This is a genomic window from Mammaliicoccus fleurettii, from assembly GCF_002018435.1.
In the GTDB taxonomy this organism is placed as follows: domain Bacteria; phylum Bacillota; class Bacilli; order Staphylococcales; family Staphylococcaceae; genus Mammaliicoccus; species Mammaliicoccus fleurettii.
Genome location: NZ_MWJM01000007.1, coordinates 43,709 through 66,426 on the forward strand (window position 1 = coordinate 43,709; position 22,718 = coordinate 66,426).

General features: G+C 32.9%; 18 protein-coding genes and 1 pseudogene. 4 read left to right on the forward strand and 15 right to left on the reverse strand.

Annotation, left to right across the window (positions count from 1 at the left end):
* Nucleotides 1-16: 16 nt before the first annotated feature.
* Nucleotides 17-5,269 carry a hypothetical protein gene (locus B2G86_RS13405; RefSeq protein WP_198931330.1) on the forward strand — a complete coding sequence of 1,751 codons (5,253 nt, stop codon included), beginning with the start codon at nucleotides 17-19 and terminating at the stop codon, nucleotides 5,267-5,269.
* Nucleotides 5,270-6,825: 1,556 nt separating this feature from the next.
* Here the strand turns inward: B2G86_RS13405 and B2G86_RS13630 are convergent.
* A pseudogene (locus B2G86_RS13630) lies at nucleotides 6,826-6,927 on the reverse strand (YSIRK-type signal peptide-containing protein); the annotation flags it as partial.
* Between the two features lie 304 nt (nucleotides 6,928-7,231).
* Between B2G86_RS13630 and B2G86_RS07195 the strand changes: the two are divergent.
* Together B2G86_RS07195 and trhO are read left to right on the forward strand one after the other, a co-directional pair.
* The gene (locus tag B2G86_RS07195) at nucleotides 7,232-7,693 is read left to right on the forward strand and encodes a MarR family winged helix-turn-helix transcriptional regulator (protein ID WP_078357452.1); all 462 of its coding nucleotides are present in this window, start codon (nucleotides 7,232-7,234) and stop codon (nucleotides 7,691-7,693) included.
* 215 nt (nucleotides 7,694-7,908) lie between these two features.
* Nucleotides 7,909-8,856 carry an oxygen-dependent tRNA uridine(34) hydroxylase TrhO gene (gene trhO / locus B2G86_RS07200; RefSeq protein ID WP_078357453.1) on the forward strand — a complete coding sequence of 316 codons (948 nt, stop codon included), beginning with the start codon at nucleotides 7,909-7,911 and terminating at the stop codon, nucleotides 8,854-8,856.
* A gap of 430 nt (nucleotides 8,857-9,286) precedes the next feature.
* Here the strand turns inward: trhO and B2G86_RS07205 are convergent, their stop codons facing one another.
* From B2G86_RS07205 to B2G86_RS07250, 10 genes are all read right to left on the reverse strand, one after another.
* Nucleotides 9,287-10,021, reverse strand: a complete 735-nt coding sequence (locus tag B2G86_RS07205) for an SDR family NAD(P)-dependent oxidoreductase (protein WP_078357454.1) — start codon at nucleotides 10,019-10,021, stop codon at nucleotides 9,287-9,289.
* Nucleotides 10,022-10,038: 17 nt separating this feature from the next.
* Nucleotides 10,039-10,464: a MarR family winged helix-turn-helix transcriptional regulator gene (locus tag B2G86_RS07210; protein WP_237687708.1), complete on the reverse strand. Its 426-nt coding sequence runs from the start codon at nucleotides 10,462-10,464 to the stop codon at nucleotides 10,039-10,041.
* Nucleotides 10,465-10,717: 253 nt separating this feature from the next.
* A complete protein-coding gene (gene lacG, locus B2G86_RS07215; RefSeq protein WP_078357456.1) occupies nucleotides 10,718-12,121 on the reverse strand; it encodes a 6-phospho-beta-galactosidase in 1,404 nt (467 codons plus the stop codon).
* 16 nt (nucleotides 12,122-12,137) lie between these two features.
* Nucleotides 12,138-13,871 carry a lactose-specific PTS transporter subunit EIIC gene (locus B2G86_RS07220; protein WP_078357457.1) on the reverse strand — a complete coding sequence of 578 codons (1,734 nt, stop codon included), beginning with the start codon at nucleotides 13,869-13,871 and terminating at the stop codon, nucleotides 12,138-12,140.
* A gap of 2 nt (nucleotides 13,872-13,873) precedes the next feature.
* Complete coding sequence (locus tag B2G86_RS07225) at nucleotides 13,874-14,188, reverse strand: PTS lactose/cellobiose transporter subunit IIA (RefSeq protein WP_078357458.1); 315 nt, start codon at nucleotides 14,186-14,188, stop codon at nucleotides 13,874-13,876.
* Between the two features lie 24 nt (nucleotides 14,189-14,212).
* A complete protein-coding gene (gene lacD, locus B2G86_RS07230; protein WP_078357459.1) occupies nucleotides 14,213-15,193 on the reverse strand; it encodes a tagatose-bisphosphate aldolase in 981 nt (326 codons plus the stop codon).
* A gap of 4 nt (nucleotides 15,194-15,197) precedes the next feature.
* The gene (gene lacC, locus B2G86_RS07235) at nucleotides 15,198-16,130 is read right to left on the reverse strand and encodes a tagatose-6-phosphate kinase (RefSeq protein WP_078357460.1); all 933 of its coding nucleotides are present in this window, start codon (nucleotides 16,128-16,130) and stop codon (nucleotides 15,198-15,200) included.
* Between the two features lie 12 nt (nucleotides 16,131-16,142).
* Nucleotides 16,143-16,658 carry a galactose-6-phosphate isomerase subunit LacB gene (lacB, locus tag B2G86_RS07240; protein ID WP_078357461.1) on the reverse strand — a complete coding sequence of 172 codons (516 nt, stop codon included), beginning with the start codon at nucleotides 16,656-16,658 and terminating at the stop codon, nucleotides 16,143-16,145.
* A gap of 17 nt (nucleotides 16,659-16,675) precedes the next feature.
* Nucleotides 16,676-17,104, reverse strand: a complete 429-nt coding sequence (gene lacA / locus B2G86_RS07245) for a galactose-6-phosphate isomerase subunit LacA (RefSeq protein ID WP_078357462.1) — start codon at nucleotides 17,102-17,104, stop codon at nucleotides 16,676-16,678.
* 188 nt (nucleotides 17,105-17,292) lie between these two features.
* On the reverse strand, nucleotides 17,293-18,048 hold the full coding sequence (locus tag B2G86_RS07250) for a DeoR/GlpR family DNA-binding transcription regulator (RefSeq protein ID WP_078357463.1): 756 nt from the start codon (nucleotides 18,046-18,048) through the stop codon (nucleotides 17,293-17,295).
* A 446-nt stretch (nucleotides 18,049-18,494) separates the two neighbouring features.
* On the opposite strand from B2G86_RS07250, the gene B2G86_RS13185 reads away from it, so the two are divergent.
* On the forward strand, nucleotides 18,495-18,599 hold the full coding sequence (locus B2G86_RS13185; RefSeq protein ID WP_142242930.1) for a type I toxin-antitoxin system Fst family toxin: 105 nt from the start codon (nucleotides 18,495-18,497) through the stop codon (nucleotides 18,597-18,599).
* 111 nt (nucleotides 18,600-18,710) lie between these two features.
* Here the strand turns inward: B2G86_RS13185 and B2G86_RS07255 are convergent, their stop codons facing one another.
* The 4 genes from B2G86_RS07255 to B2G86_RS13505 all read right to left on the reverse strand — a co-directional run bounded on the left by B2G86_RS07255 (nucleotide 18,711) and on the right by B2G86_RS13505 (nucleotide 22,718).
* Entirely contained in the window at nucleotides 18,711-19,367 is a 657-nt protein-coding gene (locus B2G86_RS07255) for a hypothetical protein (RefSeq protein ID WP_078357464.1), read from the reverse strand.
* A gap of 36 nt (nucleotides 19,368-19,403) precedes the next feature.
* Entirely contained in the window at nucleotides 19,404-20,024 is a 621-nt protein-coding gene (locus tag B2G86_RS07260; RefSeq protein WP_078357465.1) for a TIR domain-containing protein, read from the reverse strand.
* The gene (locus B2G86_RS07265; protein ID WP_078357466.1) at nucleotides 20,024-21,424 is read right to left on the reverse strand and encodes an SIR2 family protein; all 1,401 of its coding nucleotides are present in this window, start codon (nucleotides 21,422-21,424) and stop codon (nucleotides 20,024-20,026) included. Before B2G86_RS07265 ends, B2G86_RS07260 begins: the two co-directional genes overlap by 1 nt.
* 64 nt (nucleotides 21,425-21,488) lie before the next feature.
* A complete protein-coding gene (locus B2G86_RS13505) occupies nucleotides 21,489-22,718 on the reverse strand; it encodes a restriction endonuclease subunit S (RefSeq protein ID WP_078357467.1) in 1,230 nt (409 codons plus the stop codon).

Sequence of the window (22,718 nt, forward strand, 5' to 3'; positions counted from 1 at the left end):
TCTTATTTCCTCGGAAATGCTTGACGATTCAGATGCATTTATTGATTCGCTCTCGATTAGAGATATCGACTCACTTAATGACTCTGACGTGCTTAAGGATTCTGATGTACTTAATGATTCAGACGCGCTAATTGACTCAGACGTACTTAATGATTCTGACTCACTAATATATTCTGATGTACTTATAGATTCTGACTCACTAATTGACTCGGATGTACTTAATGACTCGCTTTCACTTATTGATTCGGGCTCACTTAATGATTCACTCTCACTTAAGGATTCCGATGTACTCAATGATTCGGATTCGCTTAATGACTCGCTGGTACTCAAAGATTCTGACTCACTAATAGACTCTGACGTACTTAACGATTCTGACTCACTCAATGATTCCGACGTACTCATTGATTCGGATTCACTTAATGACTCGGACGTACTCATTGATTCAGATTCACTTATTGATTCGGACTCACTCAATGACTCTGACGTACTTAACGATTCTGATGTACTTGTTGATTCGGATTCACTCAACGACTCAGACGTACTCATTGATTCGGACGTACTCAATGACTCGCTGGTACTTAATGATTCACTCTCACTCAAGGACTCAGACGCACTCAACGATTCTGATTCGCTTAATGATTCAGATGTACTTAATGACTCACTTTCACTCATTGACTCGGACGTACTCAATGATTCGCTCAATGACTCTGATGTGCTTAATGATTCGGACTCACTCAAGGACTCGGAAGTACTCAACGATTCGGATTCGCTTATTGATTCAGACGTACTCAAAGATTCTGATTCACTTAATGACTCGGACTCACTTAATGATTCGGATTCGCTTATTGATTCAGACGTGCTCAAAGATTCTGATTCACTTAATGACTCGGATGTACTTAATGACTCACTTTCACTCATTGACTCGGACGTACTCAATGATTCGCTCTCACTCATTGACTCCGATGCACTTAACGATTCAGACTCACTCAATGACTCGGATGTACTCATTGATTCTGATTCACTCAATGACTCACTGGTACTCAACGATTCCGACTCACTTAATGATTCTGATGTACTCAACGATTCTGATTCGCTTATTGATTCAGATGTACTTATTGATGTTGACTCACTCAATGATTCTGACGTACTTGCTGACTCTGATGCACTTAATGATTCGGACTCGCTCAATGACTCGGATGTACTTAATGATTCTGACTCACTTAAGGATTCCGATGTACTCAATGATTCTGACGTGCTTAACGATTCGGATTCACTAATTGACTCAGACGCACTCAACGATTCTGACTCACTTAAGGACTCGGAAGTGCTCAACGATGTCGACTCACTCAATGACTCGGATGTACTCATTGATTCACTTTCACTAATAGACTCTGACGTGCTTAATGACTCGCTGGTACTCAACGATGTCGACTCGCTCAATGACTCTGACTCACTTATTGATCCCGACGTACTTAATGACTCTGACTCACTTATCGATTCGGACGTACTTAAAGATTCGCTTTCACTCAATGACTCGCTGGTACTTAATGATTCTGATTCACTGATTGATTCAGATGTACTTGATGATGTTGACTCACTTAATGACTCAGATGCACTTAATGATTCCGATTCACTCATTGATCCAGAAGTACTTAATGATTCTGATGTACTCATTGATTCTGACATGCTCAATGATTCGCTTTCGCTCAAGGACTCGGATGTACTCAACGATTCACTTTCACTGATTGATCCCGATGTACTTATAGATTCACTTTCACTAATTGACTCGGACGTACTTAACGACTCGGACGTACTTAACGACTCGGATGTACTTAATGATTCCGCTGCACTTAATGACTCGGATGTACTCAACGATTCGGACTCACTTAATGATTCCGACGTACTTAATGATTCACTTTCACTCATTGACTCTGATGTACTTAACGATTCTGATTCACTAATTGACTCGGACGTACTCAATGATTCTGATTCGCTCAATGACTCGGACGTACTCAACGATTCGGATTCACTCAATGACTCAGATGTACTCAATGATTCTGATTCGCTCAATGACTCGGACGTACTTAATGATTCACTTTCACTCAATGACTCGGACGTACTTAACGATTCTGACTCACTAATAGATTCTGATGTACTTAAAGACTCACTTTCACTCAATGACTCGGAAGTACTCAACGATTCGGACTCTCTCAATGACTCTGATGTACTTAATGATGTTGACTCACTCAATGACTCAGATGTACTCAATGATTCACTTTCACTCAAGGACTCCGATGTACTTAAAGACTCACTTTCACTCAATGACTCGGATGTACTCAACGATTCGGACTCACTAAATGATTCTGACGTACTCAATGATGTCGACTCACTCAATGACTCAGACGTACTCAATGATTCTGATTCACTTATTGATCCCGATGTACTTATCGATTCGGACTCGCTTAATGACTCTGATGTACTCAACGACTCTGATTCGCTTATTGATTCAGACGTACTTAGCGATTCGGACTCACTTATTGATCCCGAAGTGCTCAACGATTCTGATTCGCTTAATGACTCTGACTCACTTATCGATTCGGACGTACTTAAGGATTCCGACGTACTCAATGATTCTGATTCGCTTATTGATTCGGAGGTACTCAATGACTCTGACTCACTTATCGATTCGGACGTACTCAACGATTCCGACTCACTCAATGACTCTGACGTACTTAGCGATTCACTTTCACTCAAGGACTCGGACGTACTAAACGATTCGGATGCACTTATAGACTCCGACGTACTCAATGACTCGGATTCACTTATTGATTCTGACGTGCTTAACGATTCTGACTCACTTAATGATTCTGACGTACTCAATGATTCACTTTCACTCAATGACTCGGACGTACTCAATGATTCACTTTCACTCAATGACTCGGACGTACTCAACGATTCACTTTCACTCAATGACTCGGACGTACTCAACGATTCACTTTCACTCAATGACTCGGACGTACTCAACGATTCACTTTCACTCAATGACTCGGACGTACTCAACGATTCACTTTCACTCAATGACTCGGACGTACTCAACGATTCACTTTCACTCAATGACTCGGACGTACTCAACGATTCACTTTCACTGATTGATTCAGATGTACTTAATGATGTTGACTCACTTAATGACTCGCTGGTACTCAACGATTCCGCTGCACTTATCGATTCGGACTCGCTCAATGACTCTGACGTACTCATTGATTCTGATTCACTTATTGATTCTGATTCACTAATTGACTCAGACGTACTCAATGATTCACTTTCGCTCAATGACTCGGATGTACTCAAAGATTCAGACTCACTCAATGACTCTGATGTACTCAACGATTCTGATTCGCTTAATGACTCTGATGTACTCAAAGATTCACTTTCACTGATTGATTCTGACGTACTCAACGATTCCGACGTACTTGCTGACTCTGATGCACTCAGTGACTCAGATGCACTAATAGACTCAGACGCACTCAACGATTCGGACTCACTCAAGGACTCTGATGTACTTATAGACTCTGACGTGCTTAATGACTCGCTGGTACTCAACGATTCGGACTCGCTCAATGACTCGGACGTACTCAACGATTCTGATTTACTTAATGACTCGGACGTACTCATTGATTCACTTTCACTAATAGACTCAGACGTGCTCAAAGATTCTGATGTACTTATCGATTCTGATTCGCTTAATGATACTGAATTGCTCAATGATTCAGACGTACTTGCTGACTCGGACATACTTAACGATTCGGACTCACTCAAGGACTCGGATATACTTAGAGACTCACTCTCACTTAAGGATTCCGATTCACTTATTGATCCTGACGTACTTAACGATTCGGATTCACTCAAGGATTCGGAAGTACTTATTGATTCTGATTCGCTTATTGATTCAGATGTACTTAACGACTCGCTCTCACTTAATGATTCTGACGTACTCAACGATTCACTTTCGCTCAATGATTCAGACTCACTAATTGACTCTGATGTACTCAATGATTCTGATTCACTAATTGATTCAGACGTACTCAATGACTCGGATTCACTTAATGACTCTGACTCACTTAATGACTCTGACTCACTTAATGATTCACTTTCACTCATTGACTCTGATGTACTTAACGATTCTGATTCACTCAATGACTCAGATGTACTCAACGATTCAGATTCACTTATTGACTCTGACGTACTCAATGACTCGCTCTCACTCAAGGACTCAGACGTACTCAATGATTCAGATGCACTTAATGATTCGGACTCACTCAAGGACTCGGATGTACTTAACGATTCTGATTCGCTTAATGATTCTGACTCGCTCAATGACTCAGACGCACTCAACGATTCAGATGTACTTAATGACTCACTCTCACTCAATGACTCTGATGTACTTAATGACTCACTCTCACTCAATGACTCTGATGTACTCAATGATTCACTTTCACTCAGTGACTCTGACGTACTCAACGATTCTGATTCGCTTATTGATCCCGACGTGCTTAACGATTCACTTTCACTTATTGACACGGAAGTACTCAACGATTCTGACGTGCTTAATGATTCAGACGTACTTGCTGACTCTGATGCACTTAGTGACTCGCTTTCACTTATTGATTCCGACTCACTCAATGACTCGGAAGTACTCATTGACTCGGATGTACTTAATGATTCTGACTCACTTAATGATTCTGACGTACTCAACGATTCGGATTCACTCAATGATTCACTTTCGCTTAATGACTCGGATTCACTTAAGGATTCCGATGTACTCAATGATTCTGATTCACTTATTGATTCAGACGTACTCAAGGACTCGGATTCACTTAAGGATTCCGATGTACTCAACGATTCGGACTCACTTATTGATTCAGATGTACTCAACGATTCGGACTCACTTATTGATTCAGATGTACTTAATGATGTTGACTCACTCAACGATTCACTTTCGCTCAATGACTCTGATGTACTCATTGACTCGGATGCACTAATAGACTCTGACGTGCTTAATGATTCCGACTCACTAATAGTCTCAGATTCACTTAATGATATTGACTCTGATGTACTCAATGATTCTGATTCGCTTAATGATACTGAATTGCTCAATGATTCAGACGTACTTGTTGACTCGGATGTACTCAAAGATTCGGACGTGCTTAACGATTCTGAAGCTGCTGTACTTACTGTCAGTGTAGCGATATTAGAGGGATCAAATGGCTGAGCATTATTTCCTTCACCTACTGTTACTATTACATAATATCTAGAACCGTTTAATTCAGTACTGACATTACTTAGGACTAAATTTTTATCTATAGATACTTCTGTATCAGCATCTTTATTTATTACATCTCCATTTAATCTGTACCACTTATATGTAACGACTTGACCAATATCATCAGGAATTAAACTTGGCGTTACTGTAAATGTAGCATCTTCTCCTACTTCAACTGTTTGATCAGATATAATATCTCCTATTTTAACGTCTATAAAATCTTCTATTTTTGAACCGTTTGAGTTAGTCATTTCTACTTTTACTCTAACTGTTCCTTTTTGTGATTTACTTGTTGTTAAAACTCCATATTGGTTTATTGTTGCTAAATTACTATTATTAACTGTCCACTGTATCGTTCCTGTTGCGTTAGTTGGATTAGTTATATATCCTAAGTTCCAATTTCTTTCGTTTGATAACATAATTGGATTATTTGTAATTGTAATCTTATCTGCTTGTATTTGCTTTTGTTGAACGTTCACTGAAAATACATTTGTACCATAAGTTGTCGCAGCACTCAACAGAGGTTTGTTACGAGCAACTAATTGGAAATAATAATCTCCTACATTGGATAATGTATAATTTAAACTATTACTAGTTTGACCACTGATAGCCGACCACTGATTATTTTGATAGATATACCATTGATAAGTTGTCGTTCCTAATCCGCCATTAAATAAGTCAGATTTCAGTTCTGCATGTGCTTTTACTTTTTCTCCAGCAATAATTACATTTCTTTCAGCAAAAGCATCAGAAGTAAATCCAGGTCTACCAAATAGCCCAAGAAGACCACTATAATATTTTTGAGATACAGCATGATAAGGAGTTGGTGCTGCACTTGCTGCTACTTTTGCTTGTTGTTTTACTTTTACATTTAAAGTCTGTTGCTCTTTGTTTGTAGCTTGTGCTTTTGTAGTGTCAGATGTTAATTTGTCTTCTGATATTTTTTGTTGTTTTTCTTGAATATTGTCTTTTAACGGCGTTGTTTCTTCCTTATTCTCAACTTGTTCTGTAATTGTGGATGAGTTCTCAGAATGTTCTTCTTTAGGAGTTTCATCTTTAGGAGTTTGTGTAGAAGTTATCGAAGAGGGTTCATCTTTTTCTTTCGTTGTTTCAATAGGTGGTAATTCATGTTGTATTTCTTTATCTTGTTCTTCTGGTTGATTTTCTTTTGAAATATCATTTTCTACAGTAGGTAATGAAGGTTCTGGTTCAACTTCTTTTGAATCCTCTACTGTTGTATCAGTTGGTTTATCTTGAACAATTTCATTTGGTGATTCATCGGTAATTATTTCTTCATCATTATTTGTTTCATTTTGGTCTTCATTTGTTGTCACTTCAGGATTAACATTTTCATCTTTTTGTACATTTTTATCTTGTGTTGGTTCTGTTGTTTCTGTTGTTTCTGTCGTTTCTTCGTTACTTACATCTATTTCTGTAAGAATTTCCCGGTTCTCATCTTCTTGATTGACTGTTTGTGTACTACTAATTTCACTTGCATTAGCTTGATGAGATGCTGCGACTGAAAAAATTGTAAAGCCAAGTAATACAGATCCTATCCCCATCGAAAATTTTCTAATAGAAAATCTTTGTTTCTCAATATTATTCATTTTAACCTCACTAATTATATTTTTTATTTGATTGTCCTTAATATTATACAATATTAAAATGAAAAATCTATTACTTTATAATATTTTTACAAAATTAATGTACATATATAAGTACAAACGTAGTTGTTTTGTGCATCATTAACTTTGTAAAGTGAGGTTATTTATTTAAATAACAATATTCTATAAATAAAATTACATATGATTAACTATATATTCTTCATACTATTTCCCTTCCAAAACTTTTCCTACTAATAAAAATTTGGTAAAATCTATTCCATAAAATTCATTAAATGGAGGATTTAATATGGAAACGTTAGATAATAATGAAAAATTACAAGATTTTAAAACGAAACTTTTAAGAGTAAATGCTAATTTTAAATTTCTATGTGCCCATGTTGCTAATGAGAATGGTTATTCATTGAATTTTTGTAACTTATTATATGTTATAAGTGAAAATGAAGGAATGACTTTAGCAGAGTTAGCTGAATCTGTTGATATGGATAAAGGGAATTTAAGTAGATTGCTGAACCAACAAATTCAGAGTGGATATGTTGAGAAGAAAATGGATGCTATTGATAACAGAAAAATACGTGTTTATATTACGGATACTGGTCAAAGTAAAATAAACGAAATTAGCCAAATTTGTATTACAAATCTTGATCAATTATTAAATATATTGCCTGAAGAAGAACTCGAAAATTTTATGATAACTTTAAATAAATTAGATGCACATTTCAGTGTTCTTTCTAAAAGCTTAAAAGATTAAACGTCACTCCATCTCTATTTCTAGTTTAATTTTCTAAATAAAAACGATTTCATATTATTTTACAAAATCAAACAATTGAAAAATGCAACTTTTTTGATACAATATAATGAGGATAAAAATGTGCACTCATATAAATAATATTCCACACTTCAACAAAGATAATATCAAATAGACTTTTATATAAATTAATAAAGAAAAATAGAGGAGATAAGAAAATGGATTATAGAGTATTATTATTTTATAAATATACAACAATTACTGACCCCGAAACTTTTGCAACAGAGCACTTAGAATTTTGTAAAGACTTAGAACTTAAAGGTCGTATTTTAGTAGCAACTGAAGGTATTAACGGTACACTTTCAGGTACGAAAGCTGATACAGACAAATACATGGAACAAATGAAAGCAGACGAAAGATTTGAAGGTATCACTTTTAAAGTTGATGAAGCTGAAGGTCATGCTTTCAAAAAAATGCACGTACGTCCAAGAGCTGAAATCGTAGCTTTAGATTTAGAAGATGATGTAAATCCAATAGAATTAACTGGTAATTATTTATCACCTAAAGAATTTAAAGAAGCATTATTAGCAGATGATACAATTGTTATCGATGCTAGAAATGATTATGAATATGACTTAGGTCATTTCCGTGGCGCAGTTCGTCCGAATATTACAAGATTCAGAGATTTACCAGATTGGATCAAAGAGAACAAAGAACAATTTATGGATAAAAAAATCGTCACTTACTGTACAGGCGGTATCCGTTGTGAAAAATTCTCAGGATTCTTACTTAAAGAAGGATTCGAAGATGTAAGCCAATTAGAAGGTGGTATTGCAACTTACGGTAAAGATCCAGAAACTAAAGGTGAATACTGGGATGGAAAAATGTATGTATTTGACGAACGTATTAGTGTAGATGTGAATCAAGTAGAAAAAACTGTAGTTGGTAAAGAATGGTTCGATGGAACACCATGTGAAAGATATATTAACTGTAGTAATCCAGAATGTAACCGTCAATTCTTAGTAAATGAAGAGAACGAACATAAATATTTAGGTGCATGTTCACACGAATGTGCAGAACATGAAAGCAACCGATATGTAAAAGCACATGACATCAGTGAAGAAGAAAAAGCAAAACGCTTAGAAAACTTTAAAGAATTAGTATAGAAGGATAAGAGGCTGAGACAAATTTTAAATTGTCTCAGCCTCTATTGTTTATTCTATAAAGTATAATTTATTGTTGTCTAACGCGCATGTTTCGTTAGTCTTGATCGTTAGAATTTCTAACGCGCTTGTTTACTTTTTCTTGCTCGTTAGACCGCTCAATCTTGTGATTTTAGTGTGCTTTTACTCTTTTTTACACCCGATTTGTCTTCTAACGAGCTTGTTTCGTTAGTCTTGATCGTTAGAATTTCTAACGCGCTTGTTTACTTTTTCTTGCTCGTTAGACCGCTCAATCTTGTGATTTTAGTGTGCTTTTTCTCTTTTTTACACCTGATTTGTCTTCTAACGCGCATGTTTCGTTAGTCTTGATCGTTAGAATTTCTAACGTGCTTGTTTACTTTTTCTTGCTCGTTAGCCGACTACAAAGCATCTACTATAGAGCAGTAAGTCCACCATCTATTACAAATTCAGCACCAGTAGAATAGCTTGAGTCATCTGAAGCTAAGAAAGTTACCATGTTTGAAACTTCTTCTGCTTGTGCTACACGTCTCATTGGTATTGTCTTTTTGAATTCTTCTACCGCTTCTTTTACGCCTTCTTGTTCCAACATTGGTGTTTGAATTACACCAGGATGTACAGAGTTTACTCGAATATTATATGGTGATAATTCTCTAGAAGCTGCTTTAGTCATACCTCTTACAGCAAACTTAGTATCTGTGTATCCAATTGCACCACCAACTAAACCATTCATAGAAGAAATATTTATAATAGAACCTTTATGTTGTTCTTTCATAATAGGCGCTACTGTCTTCATTCCTAAAAATACTGATAATTGGTTAATCTGTACAATCTTCATATAATCATCTGTAGTCAATTCTTCCAAAGGCGTATTGTACGTAATTCCCGCATTATTCACTAATACATCAATACGTCCCCATTTATCCATAGTTTGTTGAACAACATTTTTCCAATCATTTTCGTCAGATACATTATGTTTAATAAACATAACTTCTCCTTTTAATTCACATTCAGTCTGATGACCGCTTTCTTCATTAATATCTGTAATGATAACTTTTGCTCCTTGTTCTAATGCTTTTTCTGCATGTATTTTCCCCATGCCTTGTGCTGCTCCCGTGATTATAACAACTTTATTTTCTAGTCTTTCCATAATTAACAACCTTCCTTTTATTTTAAACGATCAACTTGTTCTAATAACTTTTTCTGTATTTTAAGAAGTTGTTCGGTTTCTTCATCATTCAATGTTGAATATATATCATTCCTTAAAATTTCTTCTTGCTTTTGAGCTTCTTCAAGTAACTTAATACCTTTATCCGTAATCGAAATGAGCGTTACTCTACGATCATACTCTTGAGGAACTCTTAAAATATATTCTTCTTTGATTAATTTATTTGTCATACCTGTAATAGCACCAGGCGTATAACCAATTTTTTCAGCAATTGTTGAAGACTTTTGAGGTCCGTCTTCTTTAAGCTTTGATAGTAAAATGATTTGAGAGATATTAACATTTTTAAAACGGTTCATAAATATTGTTATCGTCTTATCTTTTAATAATTCTAGCGTATGTAGCAATTCAAAAAATTTAGTATCCATCATGTCCTCCTTAGCTCTTGTTTGATTTGTTAATTATATTATACGACTAAATAGTTTAGCAGTAAACTATTTAGCATTAAAAGGTTTAATACTAAAATATTTAAAAGTAAAATTATTGATGTAAAGCTATTCGTGTGAACATTTCTCCTGAGTTTTGTCTATATGGCTACCCTTATCAGCACTGCAACTTGCTTGCTCAAATAAAAAAGCTTATCTTTTGGTTATATCCCGCTAGATAAGCTTTTTAAAAGTTTTATTCAATTATTTTTGTTTCTGATAACTTCTTATACCAATATGCACTTTTCTTTGGATACCTTTCTTGTGTATCAAAATCTACATAGAATAATCCATATCTTTTTTCATAACCATTTGACCATGAGAACACATCCATTAACGACCAGATAAAATATCCTTGAACATTCGCACCGTCTGCTATAGCGTCTGATATAATTTCTAAGTGTTTCTTAACATAATCTATACGCGCATCATCATTAACTGTATTATTTTCAAATTCATCTTTATATCCTAGTCCATTTTCCGTTATATAAATCTTCTTATAGTTTGGATAGTCTGTCTTCACTCTCATAATTTGGTCATAAAGTCCTTTAGGATATATCATCCAATCCCAATCTGTACGTGGCACATCGATGTCAAATTCACGTTGCCCTATACCTTTAAGCTGATATTTAGACCCACCTTTATTACCTTTAGAATTGTGGGTAATTTCAGTTTCTCCATCAAATGCGCTCATCCAATCACTCATATAATAATTGATGCCTAAGAAGTCATTTAAATCTTTTGAATCATTTAATATTCTTAAATCTTCATCACGAATATCAAGTTCTCCTCCATTGACTTCCAAAATGTGCTGAACCCCTTGCATTGTTTTATCGGAATATTTACCCAAATATGTGGCATCTAAAATAAATTTATTATGGATAATGTCTTCAAGTTCTGCCGCTCTCACATCTTCTGGATTATTTGGATCATATGGATATTTAGTAGGAAGTGCATGAACAATACCAATTTCTCCTTTATACCCTTTGTCTTTAAATAATTTAATTGCTCTTGCGTGTGCTATCATCATGTTGTGGTGTGATTGAAATACTTTTGCGAAATCATATTTAATACCTGGTGGAAATTTACCTACTAAATACTGCCCGTCTCCGATAGGTCCAATTTCATTAAATGTAGTCCAATAATTCACTTCTTCAAATTCATTAAAGCAAAAATCAGCATATTCAACGAAGTAATCAATATTTTGACGATTTAAAAAATCTCCATCAGAATGTAACTTTTCTGGTGTATCAAAATGATGTAGCGTTACAAACGGTTCTACATTTCTTTTATGACATTCTTTAAATAAATTATGATAGAATTCAACACCTTTAGCATTCACATTTCCGTAACCATCTGGAAAAATTCTTGACCATGCTATCGAAATTCTTATTCCATTAATACCAAATTTTTCACTAAGCTCTAAATCTATTGGGTATTGATTATAAAAATCACTAGCTGGCTCTGCTGTGTACCAATAATTTTCTTCTAAATAAGTATCCCAAGCTACTCTACCTTTTCCATCTGTTTGAGTTGCACCTTCAGCTTGATATGCTGCCGTTGCACCACCAAAAATAAAATCTTCTGGTAAGTCTTTCATATATATATATTCCCTTCTATATTTTGAGTTGATTTCTTACAAACGCTAAAGCACCTTTACCATCACGTGTTAATTTAATGTATTCTGCACCTTCAGTTTTTGCTAATTTAACACCTAATCTATCGGCATCTTGTTTAATATCCTCATAATTTGAAGCAACTTGTGGTGCAAGAACGATTAGATCATAATCTTTCATAATATCCATATGAGCGCCATAACCTCCAGCTGCTGCAGTAATTGGTTCTCCAAATTCTTTAGCTGCTTTATTTAAAGCGTTAGCAAGCAATCCACTCGTACCACCACCTGCGCATAATACTAATACGCTTTTTGATTCTTTGTTGCATAAATGATCATTACTTACTTTTCTATCTTCTTTTTTAATTTCATTGTTGCGAGAATTACTTATAATACTTTCAGCCTTACTTGTATCAAAATTTTCTTTAACTTTATTTTGCAAATTTTCAGATTTTTTAAGTCCGGAAATTTCTTCTTCAACAATTTGTCTGTCATAGACCCTCACGAATGGATAATAAATCATAATATCTACAATCACTAACGTAATTGCTAAAATAAATGACCATACACCTAAACCTGTACCCATCACTATTCCAATTGGTGCTGGCGTTGTCCAAGGAAGATTGACACTGAAGCTATTCATGCCTATTACATCAACAAATATTTTAAAAATCCATACGTTTGCAATTGGTGCTAATATAAATGGAATGAAGAACACAGGATTCAAAACTAATGGTGCACCGAAGAGAATAGGTTCATTTACACCAAAGAATGTAGGTACTACAGATGCTCTACCAATCGCTTTATTGCGTTTAGATTTAGTAAGCCACATAAACATGAACGGAACGACTAAGGTAGCCCCTGTCCCACCCATAGTTACAATAAACATTTGTGTCCCAGACGTTATAATCTTGTCTGCATGCGCACCAGAACTCAATAATTGATAGTTCGTTTCAATATTGGCATACGTTATAGCCGCTATTGCCGGTTCTACTATTGAAGGACCGTGAATACCAACGAACCAAAATAATGCAAATGCTCCAAATATAATCGTAATACCGACATATCCATCAGCTGCTGTAAATAATGGTGCGAAGAATTCAATAATAGCGTGCGCAACATTTGGTCCTAATATCGCTCTACTTAATAAATCAAATCCATATAACACTAAAATAACTAAAGCGAATGGAATAATATCTTTAAATACTTGGGAAATATTTGGTGGTACTTCTTCAGGCATTTTGATTGTAACGTTTTTCTTAACACAGATGTGATATATGATTACTGTGACAAATGCAGATAGAAATGCTGTTAGTAAACCTTTAGTACCTAAAAATTCACTCGTAAAGCCACCATCTTTAATCGAATCAGAAGCTAAAAATAAAAAGCCACAAATCGACGCTATCATAGTAGATATAAAGTTAATTTGATTTGTATTTTCTAATCTTCGGTTATATGAATCGGTTAACGATTTAGCAGTTGTACCCGCAACTAATAATGCAACAATACCCATTGTGTATTGATAAGGTTTCATAAGTGCCGCTTCAGAACTCTTGCTCCAAGTGAATCCAAATACGTTTGGTACATATGCTATTAATAAGAAAATACTTGAAAATAGAATGACCGGCATTGCTGAAATAAAACCATCACGAATAGCCCTTAAATAAATATTACGAGAAATTTTTTCAAAAAGTGGTTTAGCTTTTTCAATTTGCGCGATAATTGCTTCCATAATTATTAACTCCCTCTTTTGTAAAGTTCAACGATATGCTTCATCATATCTTTCAGAAGCAGCGTAGTCATAAGGTGGTCTTGGCCATGCATCATCGTTACACTATATGCAATGTCTTCACCAGAAGCTTCTTTAGTTAATAATTCTGTTTGTGCATTATGTGCGCTTACAATATGTTGATTAGCATCTTCTATTAATTGTTCTGCTTCATTAAAGTCCCCTTGTTGTGCTGCATTTAAAGCGATGAGTAATTTTGATCTAGCATCTCCTGCATAAGCTACTATTTCAAAACCTAACATTGTTGTTTCTTCACGATTCATGGTTAACACTCCTTTAATCCCTTGTTATAATTTCTCCCTAACTGAAACAGCTGTTTGTTTAAGCACCTTATTTAATGCATTAATATTGTTAAACCCTTCTGTCTGCAACCATTTTCTAGCCGCTTCTTCCCCTTTTTCTATGTAAATAGGTACGACTCCTGCCCAAGTTGCCCGTCCACAAAGGACACCATTGAATTTAGCGCCAGATGCATGTGCAAATTCCAAAGTATCTTGAAATAATTTTGCTGATACACCTGCACTCAAATAAATATATGGTAGATTTGTAGAAGCTTCTTGCTCTTTAAAATATTGCATAGCTTCTTCTTTCGTATATACCATTTCACTTTCGCCAAATCCTTCAACGTACGCCATGTTTACAGGGACTTCGACTTTTAATACATCGACATTAAATCTCTCTTCTGAGAATACTTTCATAGCACCATTAACTTTCCTAGGCTTTACTTTAGCGAATTCAACACTTCCATTATCAGGAATGTTATCGTCATAAGTTAATACTTCTAAGAAGAATGGCATATTTTCAGCTACACACTCAGAACCAATTCTTTCTATGTATGCCTTCTTCTTAAGATTGATACTTTCAGAATCATCAACATCATAATATAGAAGAAATTTAACAGCATCTGCACCATGCTCTTTAATTCTTTTAACTGACCAATCTTCTAGACAATCAGGTAATCGTCCTTTAGTGTTCACGTCATAGCCTGTTTTTTCATAGGCTAATAATAATCCTGACTCTTCATTACGTGCTTTAGAAGCTGGTAAACCGTATTCGGGGTCCAGCAATATGGACGAAGCATATTCTGTCAAAGTTTCAGAAACCAATGACTTTAAATTTTCTATTTGTTCTAATGTTGGTTCTGTATCTTGATACTTGGCCATCATACGTTTTAAAGCACCTCGTTGATCAAATGCTAAAGCTGAAATGATACCTTTCTCATCGCTTAAACTTCTTAATTGTTCAAATTTCCGATCTTTTTTACTCATTTATTCACACCTCAATAATATTGATTTTGTTATAAAGGTCATCATAGTTCTTTAAATTGATAGAACCTGTAACTGTTTCTTGTGCGTTTAACATACCTATAGTATTCGCCTTTTTAAGTAATGCTTCGTCTGTTGCATTATTCATCAAAGCAGAAGTAAAACCAGCAATCATTGAATCGCCTGAACCAACAGGATTCACTACTTGAATTTGAGGTATATCTACTTTGTAATATTTGTCGTTATGTTTAGCGAATACACCATTTGAACCTAAAGAGACAACCACCCACTCGATATTTTCAAACATTGGGTTTGCTACTGCTTGCTTCAAGGATTCAATATCTTCATCTATATGTTCTCCAAGCAATTCAGACAGCTCATCGATATTCGGCTTAATTAACAATGGTTTATATTGTCCTCTTAACACTTCTATAAGCGCTTTATTAGAACAATCTAGTATTGCGGTAACAGCGTGTTTATCACAAATCTTTATTAAATTCGAATAAAATTTACTATCCACGTCTTTAGGTAAGCTTCCAGATATTACAACAATGTCTGATTTACTTACAAGTTCTTCAAAATGTGCTTTGAAATGCTCAATTTCTTCAGAACTAATAGTAGGACCATCTTCAAGAATTTCTGTTTGGTTTCCTTCGTGTAATATAGCGATACAATTTCTTGTGTTGCCTTGAATTTCAAAAAAATGATTGGTTATTTTATGCTCATTCAAAGATTGTTCAAGATATTCTCCAAGTTTACCGCCTTTTAAACCTGAAGCTACAACTTGTTCGTTTAACTGATTTAAGACTCTCGTTACATTTAATCCTTTGCCACCAGCTGTTTTACTCCATTTATTCGTTCTATTCACATGATTGATTGATAAATTATCCACTTGATATGATATGTCTACTGAAGGGTTCATCGTAATCGTTAAAATCATAATAATTTCCCTTTAATCATGATATTCACCTTTATCCCACTTCTCTAAAAATTCATCAAAGAACTGAGGATCTGTTTGGTTTTCGCTTTCCGTTTCTAAATATTTAATTTTGGAAATCAACTTTTTGTTCTCTTCAGTAGGTTTGTATTCAGCATCTATAAAAGCTTCAATAATATCGCACATTAATAATTCACCAACGATCTTGCCCCCAAAACCAATCACGTTAGCATTTAATTCTTCTTTTGCATAAATAGCAGTAGTCATATCTCTTACTAGTGCAGAACGTATACCTGGAACTTTATTAACAGCATTATTTATACCAACACCCGTCCCACAAATACATACACCTAAGTCTGCTTCTCCACTTGAAACTGCTTCTCCAACCTTTTTTCCGAAAATAGGATAATGTGTTCTTGCAAAATCATATGTTCCACAATCCATCACTTCATGACCAAGCGTTTTTAAAAATTGTGAAACTGCCATTTTTGTATCTGTAACAATATGATCACAACCAATTGCAATCTTCATATAAACTTCCTCCTTATTTAGCACATTTTATTTAACATATCGACACGAATTTGATGTCTTCCACCGTCATATTTACCATTAATAAACGCTTTAACAATGTTAATTGCAAGTTGTTCACCAACAATTTCTGAACCTAACGTAATCATTCTCGAATTATTATGTCCCCTAGTCATATACGCTGATCTTTCTTCAGAAACTTCTGCAGCAATCATGCCTTTTATTTTTGTTGCTACCATGAAACTACCTGCACCATATGCATCTATTACAATCCCTAAATTCTTTTCATTTTTCTGTACTTCTTTAGCAACATTTAAAGTTGCATCTACTAAATCAACATCTTTATCTTCTGTAGTATCGACAACTTTATAATTGTTGTTTAATAAATATTGTTTGATACATAATTTTAAATTTTTCCCATTCTCATCTGATCCGATTACGACATTCATTCATATCTTCCTTTCCATTTGTTTATTTCATGTTGCTTTAAACAATATAAACGCTTACAACAATCATTATGTTTAAATTATAAACTCAATTAAACATATATTCAACATTTATTGTTGCATTTTGTTTAAAAAGTATAAAAAAAAGACAAAACCTGTTTAGATTTTGTCTTTTTATGTTTAATTTTTATTTATATGATGACTTCTGTAAAATCTGCTATTATTTTATTTTTATCCTCGTCGTTACCATCTGTTATGACTCCGTTTAATGATTTTAAATCACAAAATGAAACGAAATCTTCTTTTCCAATTTTAGAAGAATCAACAAGTAAGTATTTCTCTATCGAATTTCTAAGCGCCAATTTTTGTGTATATGCTTCTTCATGTGTTGACGTCATTACGTCTATTCCTTTTACGCCGTTAGCGCTGAAGAACATTTTACTAAATCTCATTGTTTCTAATGCACTGTTTGTCATGTCCCCTGTGAACGATTCAGTAATTTCTCTCATTTCTCCACCTATTAAATAGACTTTGAAATATTCACTTTTCTTTTTAAATAAAATATTAAATACAGGCAAACAGTTTGTTATGACTGATAAATTTTTATTATGAATTTCTTCTGCTAAAAATTCTACAGTAGTACCTGGTCCTAGAAATACTGTGTTTCCTTCTTCAATAATTGTGGCTGCCTTCTTAGCTATTTGTTTTTTCTCTTCAATATATTGTGTATGCTTCTCTTTATGTGACATTTCTTTAAATTGAAAAGCCGAATTACTTCTTGCACCACCATGTATTTTGGTTAGTACACCCTGTCCATCTAATTCAGCTAAATCTCGTCTTATTGTCATATCAGAAACATTGAGTTCTTCAACTATTTCAGCAATTCTGATTGATCCTTTTCTATTTACTAAGTCTGTTATTTCATCTAATCTATCATATTTATTCAATGCATATAGCCCCCTTATAATATTGTTGATTTTACAATAAAATTGTTTGAAAAAGAAACATTTACATACTAATATATCAGACTTTGTTTGATTATGTTAATTTTTAATAAATTAATTACTTTTATAAAACAATTTCAAAAGTTAAATAGAACAAAGGTATTAAAGAAAAGCACCTCAATATGGGAGGTTAAATATATAATTGTGAATGAAAAAATCCCCTTACTACAGATATCGTAGTAAAGGGGGAATGTTATATTAACAAATAAATTCATTAGAAACTTAAATCAACTAATCTAGTATAAGATAATAAATTACCTATCCTCACTTGCATAAATCTAATATAAAAAATCAAAAATAAAGTATTCTCTAAACAACCATTAAACTAAAATATAAATGTCGTCAATCACACTTCATAGACACAGATTTCTGTGGAGGAGGTGATGTCTATGGAGATTATGCTTTCTAACATAGTCTCACCTATAATCGTAGGTGCGACACTTATGCTATTATCATACTGGTTAGATAAACGTAAGACAAAAGACGACAAATAACCAGCATCAAATAAACCCCCTTACTACCACAAATAGTAAGGGGGTTTGATGTATGTCTCGGAAATTATGCTCTATAGTTATTATACAAAATCTCCTAGATATTGTAAATAATCAACTTCTTAAAGATTTTGAATAATACAGATAATCATTTAGATAATCTAAAGTTAATATACATCTTTTATTCCTAGAATCCATTAGATATATCATTTCCTTTTCAAATACAGATAACATCATAATTAAAGATATTATTTGAATAGCTAATCCAAGCAGTAATAGAGCTAAATCTTTTAATTGTTCAAACTGCAAGACAGCATCATTCGAATTAAAGTAAAAAGCACAAAAAAAACCTGAAGGAATCCAGAATACATATAAAAAAATCCTATTAATTCTACCTTTTTTATTATTAAGATCATCTTTTTGTTCAGCAATTTCTATTTTCAATTCTTCTTTTAACAACTGAATACTGCTTTTATCATTAATATTATTCTCATTTAAAATCTTCATTACTTCGTTAGACATAGAGTATTTAATAACCTTAGACCTATAAGTTCTGCTTTTATAACCAATTATGATAGAACAGCTTAAAACAATAATAGTCAGAATGATATATCCCATTATAGAATTCAAACCAGAAAAAAAGTTCAAACAATATAATATAGAACAGATAATTCCTATAGTAAAAATTGATCTTAAAACCCAATCGAATTTATAAATTTTTTTATGTTTTTTATACACTTCATTTGAAACTTTGAAACATTTATCACTCAAATTTGAAACCCCCATAATAAATCGCAATGTTTCTATTTACATCTTTTTAGTTAAGTTAAATTCATTCAATCGATTTCTTTTCTCTAGAGCTAAATCAATATATTTTTGTGTATTTTCTTTAAATGTTTCGTAAGGTACTAAAGATATATATGAGTCATGATTAGAATCATATAGCTCAACACACTTATTCTTTTTAAATTCAGGCTTTATATTCAAAGTGTTTCTACTAACTAAATTATCAAATTCTAATAGATTATTAACAGTATGTTCTTGATTACAAGTAGAACAATTATGCACTGTCTCTCTCATAATTGATGCTTTTGCTTCTTCAGTGTACAAAGCTATAACACCATTTGTTTTATTTTTCCGTCTTTCTTCTAAGGAATATTTTAATTCATCATATAACCAATCATCCCATTTTCCATCACCATTTTTTTGATAATTAATTGCTTTTGGCGTTAGAATAACTATTGTTATCGATGTATTTTTTAATTTTTCATATAAGTAATCTTGTATTACCTCTTCTGATTGACCTGTTCTATCTTCGTTCTCAGATCTATTATATATTTCTCTATCATCATCAAAATGTTTTTCTAAATCTTCTTTTAAAGCTTGTCCATCTGAATATCTAAATGATATAAATATATTAGTTCCCATTAAAACTCTCCCCTCTTGCGTTTATTGTCATCTAATTTCATAATAATATCTTCAACTAATTCATCTACAGTTTCAAATTTCTTTTGCTTATTATTTTTGTGTAATTTTTTGTATATTTTTTCAGCAGCATGACCTGTTTGTCTTATCGGCAAATTGTATAAACCTAACTTTTCACTAATTTTATATTCTTTAATCATTCCATCAGAAATAACTAAATTTTTTTCTTCATCAAACTTGTTACCAAATAAATATATAGTAACTCCACATTCTTTTAGTAATGATTTTCGATATTTTTTATATTTTTTAGTATTGTTATATATTGGAAATGGACGAACTTTAAATTTACTTTTTATTATATTTGTTTTTATTTCATTATTTATAAATCCACTAGCTAAATTTCTTCCAACACCTGGACTTAAAGCATTTGTAACAATATAGCCTTCTTCACTTAACCTCTTACCGAGTTTTTCACAAAACTTATCTGCAGATATTTTCTCACTTTTTAACTTTATAGTTTCACCAACATCTTCATATGCCCCAGAAACAAATATTCTATTAGCTAAATATAATCGTTTTATATTTCTTAACACTTTATCTAAATCATTATACTCATTTATATATAAAACTTTAATACCGTATCTTAATAAATCATTTTTAAATAAATTTTCTTTAATTCTTTGATAATTAAACTCTTTTTCTGTTTTGCAGTCTTTTCTAATTTTTTGTTTCATAATACAATAATGCATTCTTGTATTACCTTCTAACATGATTCTAACTTTCCCTAAAATACTTTTAAGATTTGGGTCTTCAAAACTAAAACCAAGAAACAAAAATGTTTTACTTGTTAAATCAGCTTTCAATTTATTCAAAAATATTTCATTTTTTCTATCATATATTTCGTAATCATCTTTAATGAGTATTGCCGATTCTGGTATAGTTACGTCTCCATGCATTTTATAAATTTTTAAATCTGAATTTTCAGTATTTATAGACATATCACTCACACTTTTTTTCACATCAACAATCTTACCTGTTCTTTCAAATGCATTCTCAAGATAATGATCATAATTCGTTGTCCATATTGTTTTAATAGGTAAAGAGCTTATAATCTTATGTTTTTCATTTTCTTTACCATCTGTTTTAATTTTATTTTTAATAAGTTGAGAAATAGTATTACGACTACCTGTTTCATTGTATATATATTGTGCCACTGACACTAAATCTTCTTTCTCTTCTTCAACATCTAATCCAATAGAATGAGCATCCTCTCTCAATAATTCCTTCCAATTAAGACCACCAGAATCCATCGATAATCCGGCTCCGACAAAAAGTGCAGAATTGTCATTATGTAGTTCTTTTACATAGTTAAACAAAAATGATTGAATTTCATTAGTATCCATGACATTCCCCTCTATTTTTTTGAGATATAATATTGTGGTTAATATGTTAGTTGTGCCACATGGCCTATATAAACATCTTCTGTAAAAAGCCTTTTTTACGCTTTTTCAATAACTCAACTTTATCTGATTGTTTTAAAATTAATTCATCAAATTTTCTAAAGAAGCTACCTATTTTTCTTTGTTCTGAATAAGATGGTATTTGTAATTTCACTTCATAGAAATCTTTATCACTAATATTAAGCAATCCATCCATTCTTGCAGTAGAGCTTATTTTAGTTCTTAATTGACGATCAACAGATTTGTTATGAAAATATTTTTCTAAAAAATAGCTATCAATATTATTATTAGGTCTAAAACTTTTATAAACATTTGGCACCAAAGCTTCATCTTCTTTTAGCATATAGACAATGCCATATTTGGCAAGCTTTGAATTTCCTTTATTATATGACAAATCACCTTTTTTAATATGAGTGTATTTTCTCAAACTATTGCCAGCAATAACTTGAGAAAATCTTTCTTTTTGATTTAGCCAACCTCTTGAAGCAGATATAGTTAAAATGGGTAATTCTTTTGTCGTACTTTCTTGTCCTTTCAAAGAAACAGTTATATCTTTTAATTTAAAGTGGTTCCAATCTGAGTAGTTATTCTCATCTTTAAATCGTAGTTCTTGTGAGAATATCTTCTGCATATATCCCTTCTTCTGTTCCTCTAACAAAGCTAACTTCTTCTCCTCTAACTCAATCTGTTGATCAAGTTTGCTGAAAAATTCACCAATTTTTTGTTGTTCACTGTATGAAGGCAAATATAAACTCATTTTCGAATATTCTTCACTATTGATTCCTGGTTGACCAGATCTTATAGACATTGTAGCTACCCAATTATGATAATTATTAGTAAAAGTATATTGGAAAACAAATTCAGGTATTGAGCTATTATTAATTTTGAATTTTATCAAGAAACCTGCAAAATAGTATGTTTTGTTTTTATCATAATTTTTATGAATATATGTTTTTCCTGTACTTGCTCCTGTTCTTGCAAATAAAATATCATTTTTACTAAGATTATATTTCAAGTCAATTGTATCTGGGCTAGTTAATGTACTGTTAATTAGGGTTCTATTTTTTTCATTTATATCAGTAATTCTCACATATACATTTTCACCATCAAAGTTAGTAGCTGAGGCACCTATGCCATACATAGGTTTTTCACTAATTTCACCTAACTTCTTCTCTTCCCATTCTCCACTAAACCCCGGAAACCTCAATTCAGGTACATTCTTAACTTCATTAGTCAT

Excerpts from the sequence above, each read along its gene's own strand:
- B2G86_RS13505 (WP_078357467.1), bottom strand. The coding sequence starts at position 22,718 with ATGACTAATGAAGTTAAGAATGTACCTGAATTGAGGTTTCCGGGGTTT.
- B2G86_RS07260 (WP_078357465.1), bottom strand. The coding sequence starts at position 20,024 with ATGGGAACTAATATATTTATATCATTTAGATATTCAGATGGACAAGCT.
- B2G86_RS07265 (WP_078357466.1), bottom strand. The coding sequence starts at position 21,424 with ATGGATACTAATGAAATTCAATCATTTTTGTTTAACTATGTAAAAGAA.
- lacD (WP_078357459.1), bottom strand. The coding sequence starts at position 15,193 with ATGAGTAAAAAAGATCGGAAATTTGAACAATTAAGAAGTTTAAGCGAT.
- lacG (WP_078357456.1), bottom strand. The coding sequence starts at position 12,121 with ATGAAAGACTTACCAGAAGATTTTATTTTTGGTGGTGCAACGGCAGCA.
- B2G86_RS13405 (WP_198931330.1), top strand. The coding sequence starts at position 17 with ATGCTTGACGATTCAGATGCATTTATTGATTCGCTCTCGATTAGAGAT.
- B2G86_RS07195 (WP_078357452.1), top strand. The coding sequence starts at position 7,232 with ATGGAAACGTTAGATAATAATGAAAAATTACAAGATTTTAAAACGAAA.
- lacA (WP_078357462.1), bottom strand. The coding sequence starts at position 17,104 with ATGAATGTCGTAATCGGATCAGATGAGAATGGGAAAAATTTAAAATTA.
- B2G86_RS07210 (WP_237687708.1), bottom strand. The coding sequence starts at position 10,464 with ATGGATACTAAATTTTTTGAATTGCTACATACGCTAGAATTATTAAAA.
- B2G86_RS13185 (WP_142242930.1), top strand. The coding sequence starts at position 18,495 with ATGGAGATTATGCTTTCTAACATAGTCTCACCTATAATCGTAGGTGCG.
- trhO (WP_078357453.1), top strand. The coding sequence starts at position 7,909 with ATGGATTATAGAGTATTATTATTTTATAAATATACAACAATTACTGAC.
- B2G86_RS07205 (WP_078357454.1), bottom strand. The coding sequence starts at position 10,021 with ATGGAAAGACTAGAAAATAAAGTTGTTATAATCACGGGAGCAGCACAA.
- lacC (WP_078357460.1), bottom strand. The coding sequence starts at position 16,130 with ATGATTTTAACGATTACGATGAACCCTTCAGTAGACATATCATATCAA.
- lacB (WP_078357461.1), bottom strand. The coding sequence starts at position 16,658 with ATGAAGATTGCAATTGGTTGTGATCATATTGTTACAGATACAAAAATG.
- B2G86_RS07225 (WP_078357458.1), bottom strand. The coding sequence starts at position 14,188 with ATGAATCGTGAAGAAACAACAATGTTAGGTTTTGAAATAGTAGCTTAT.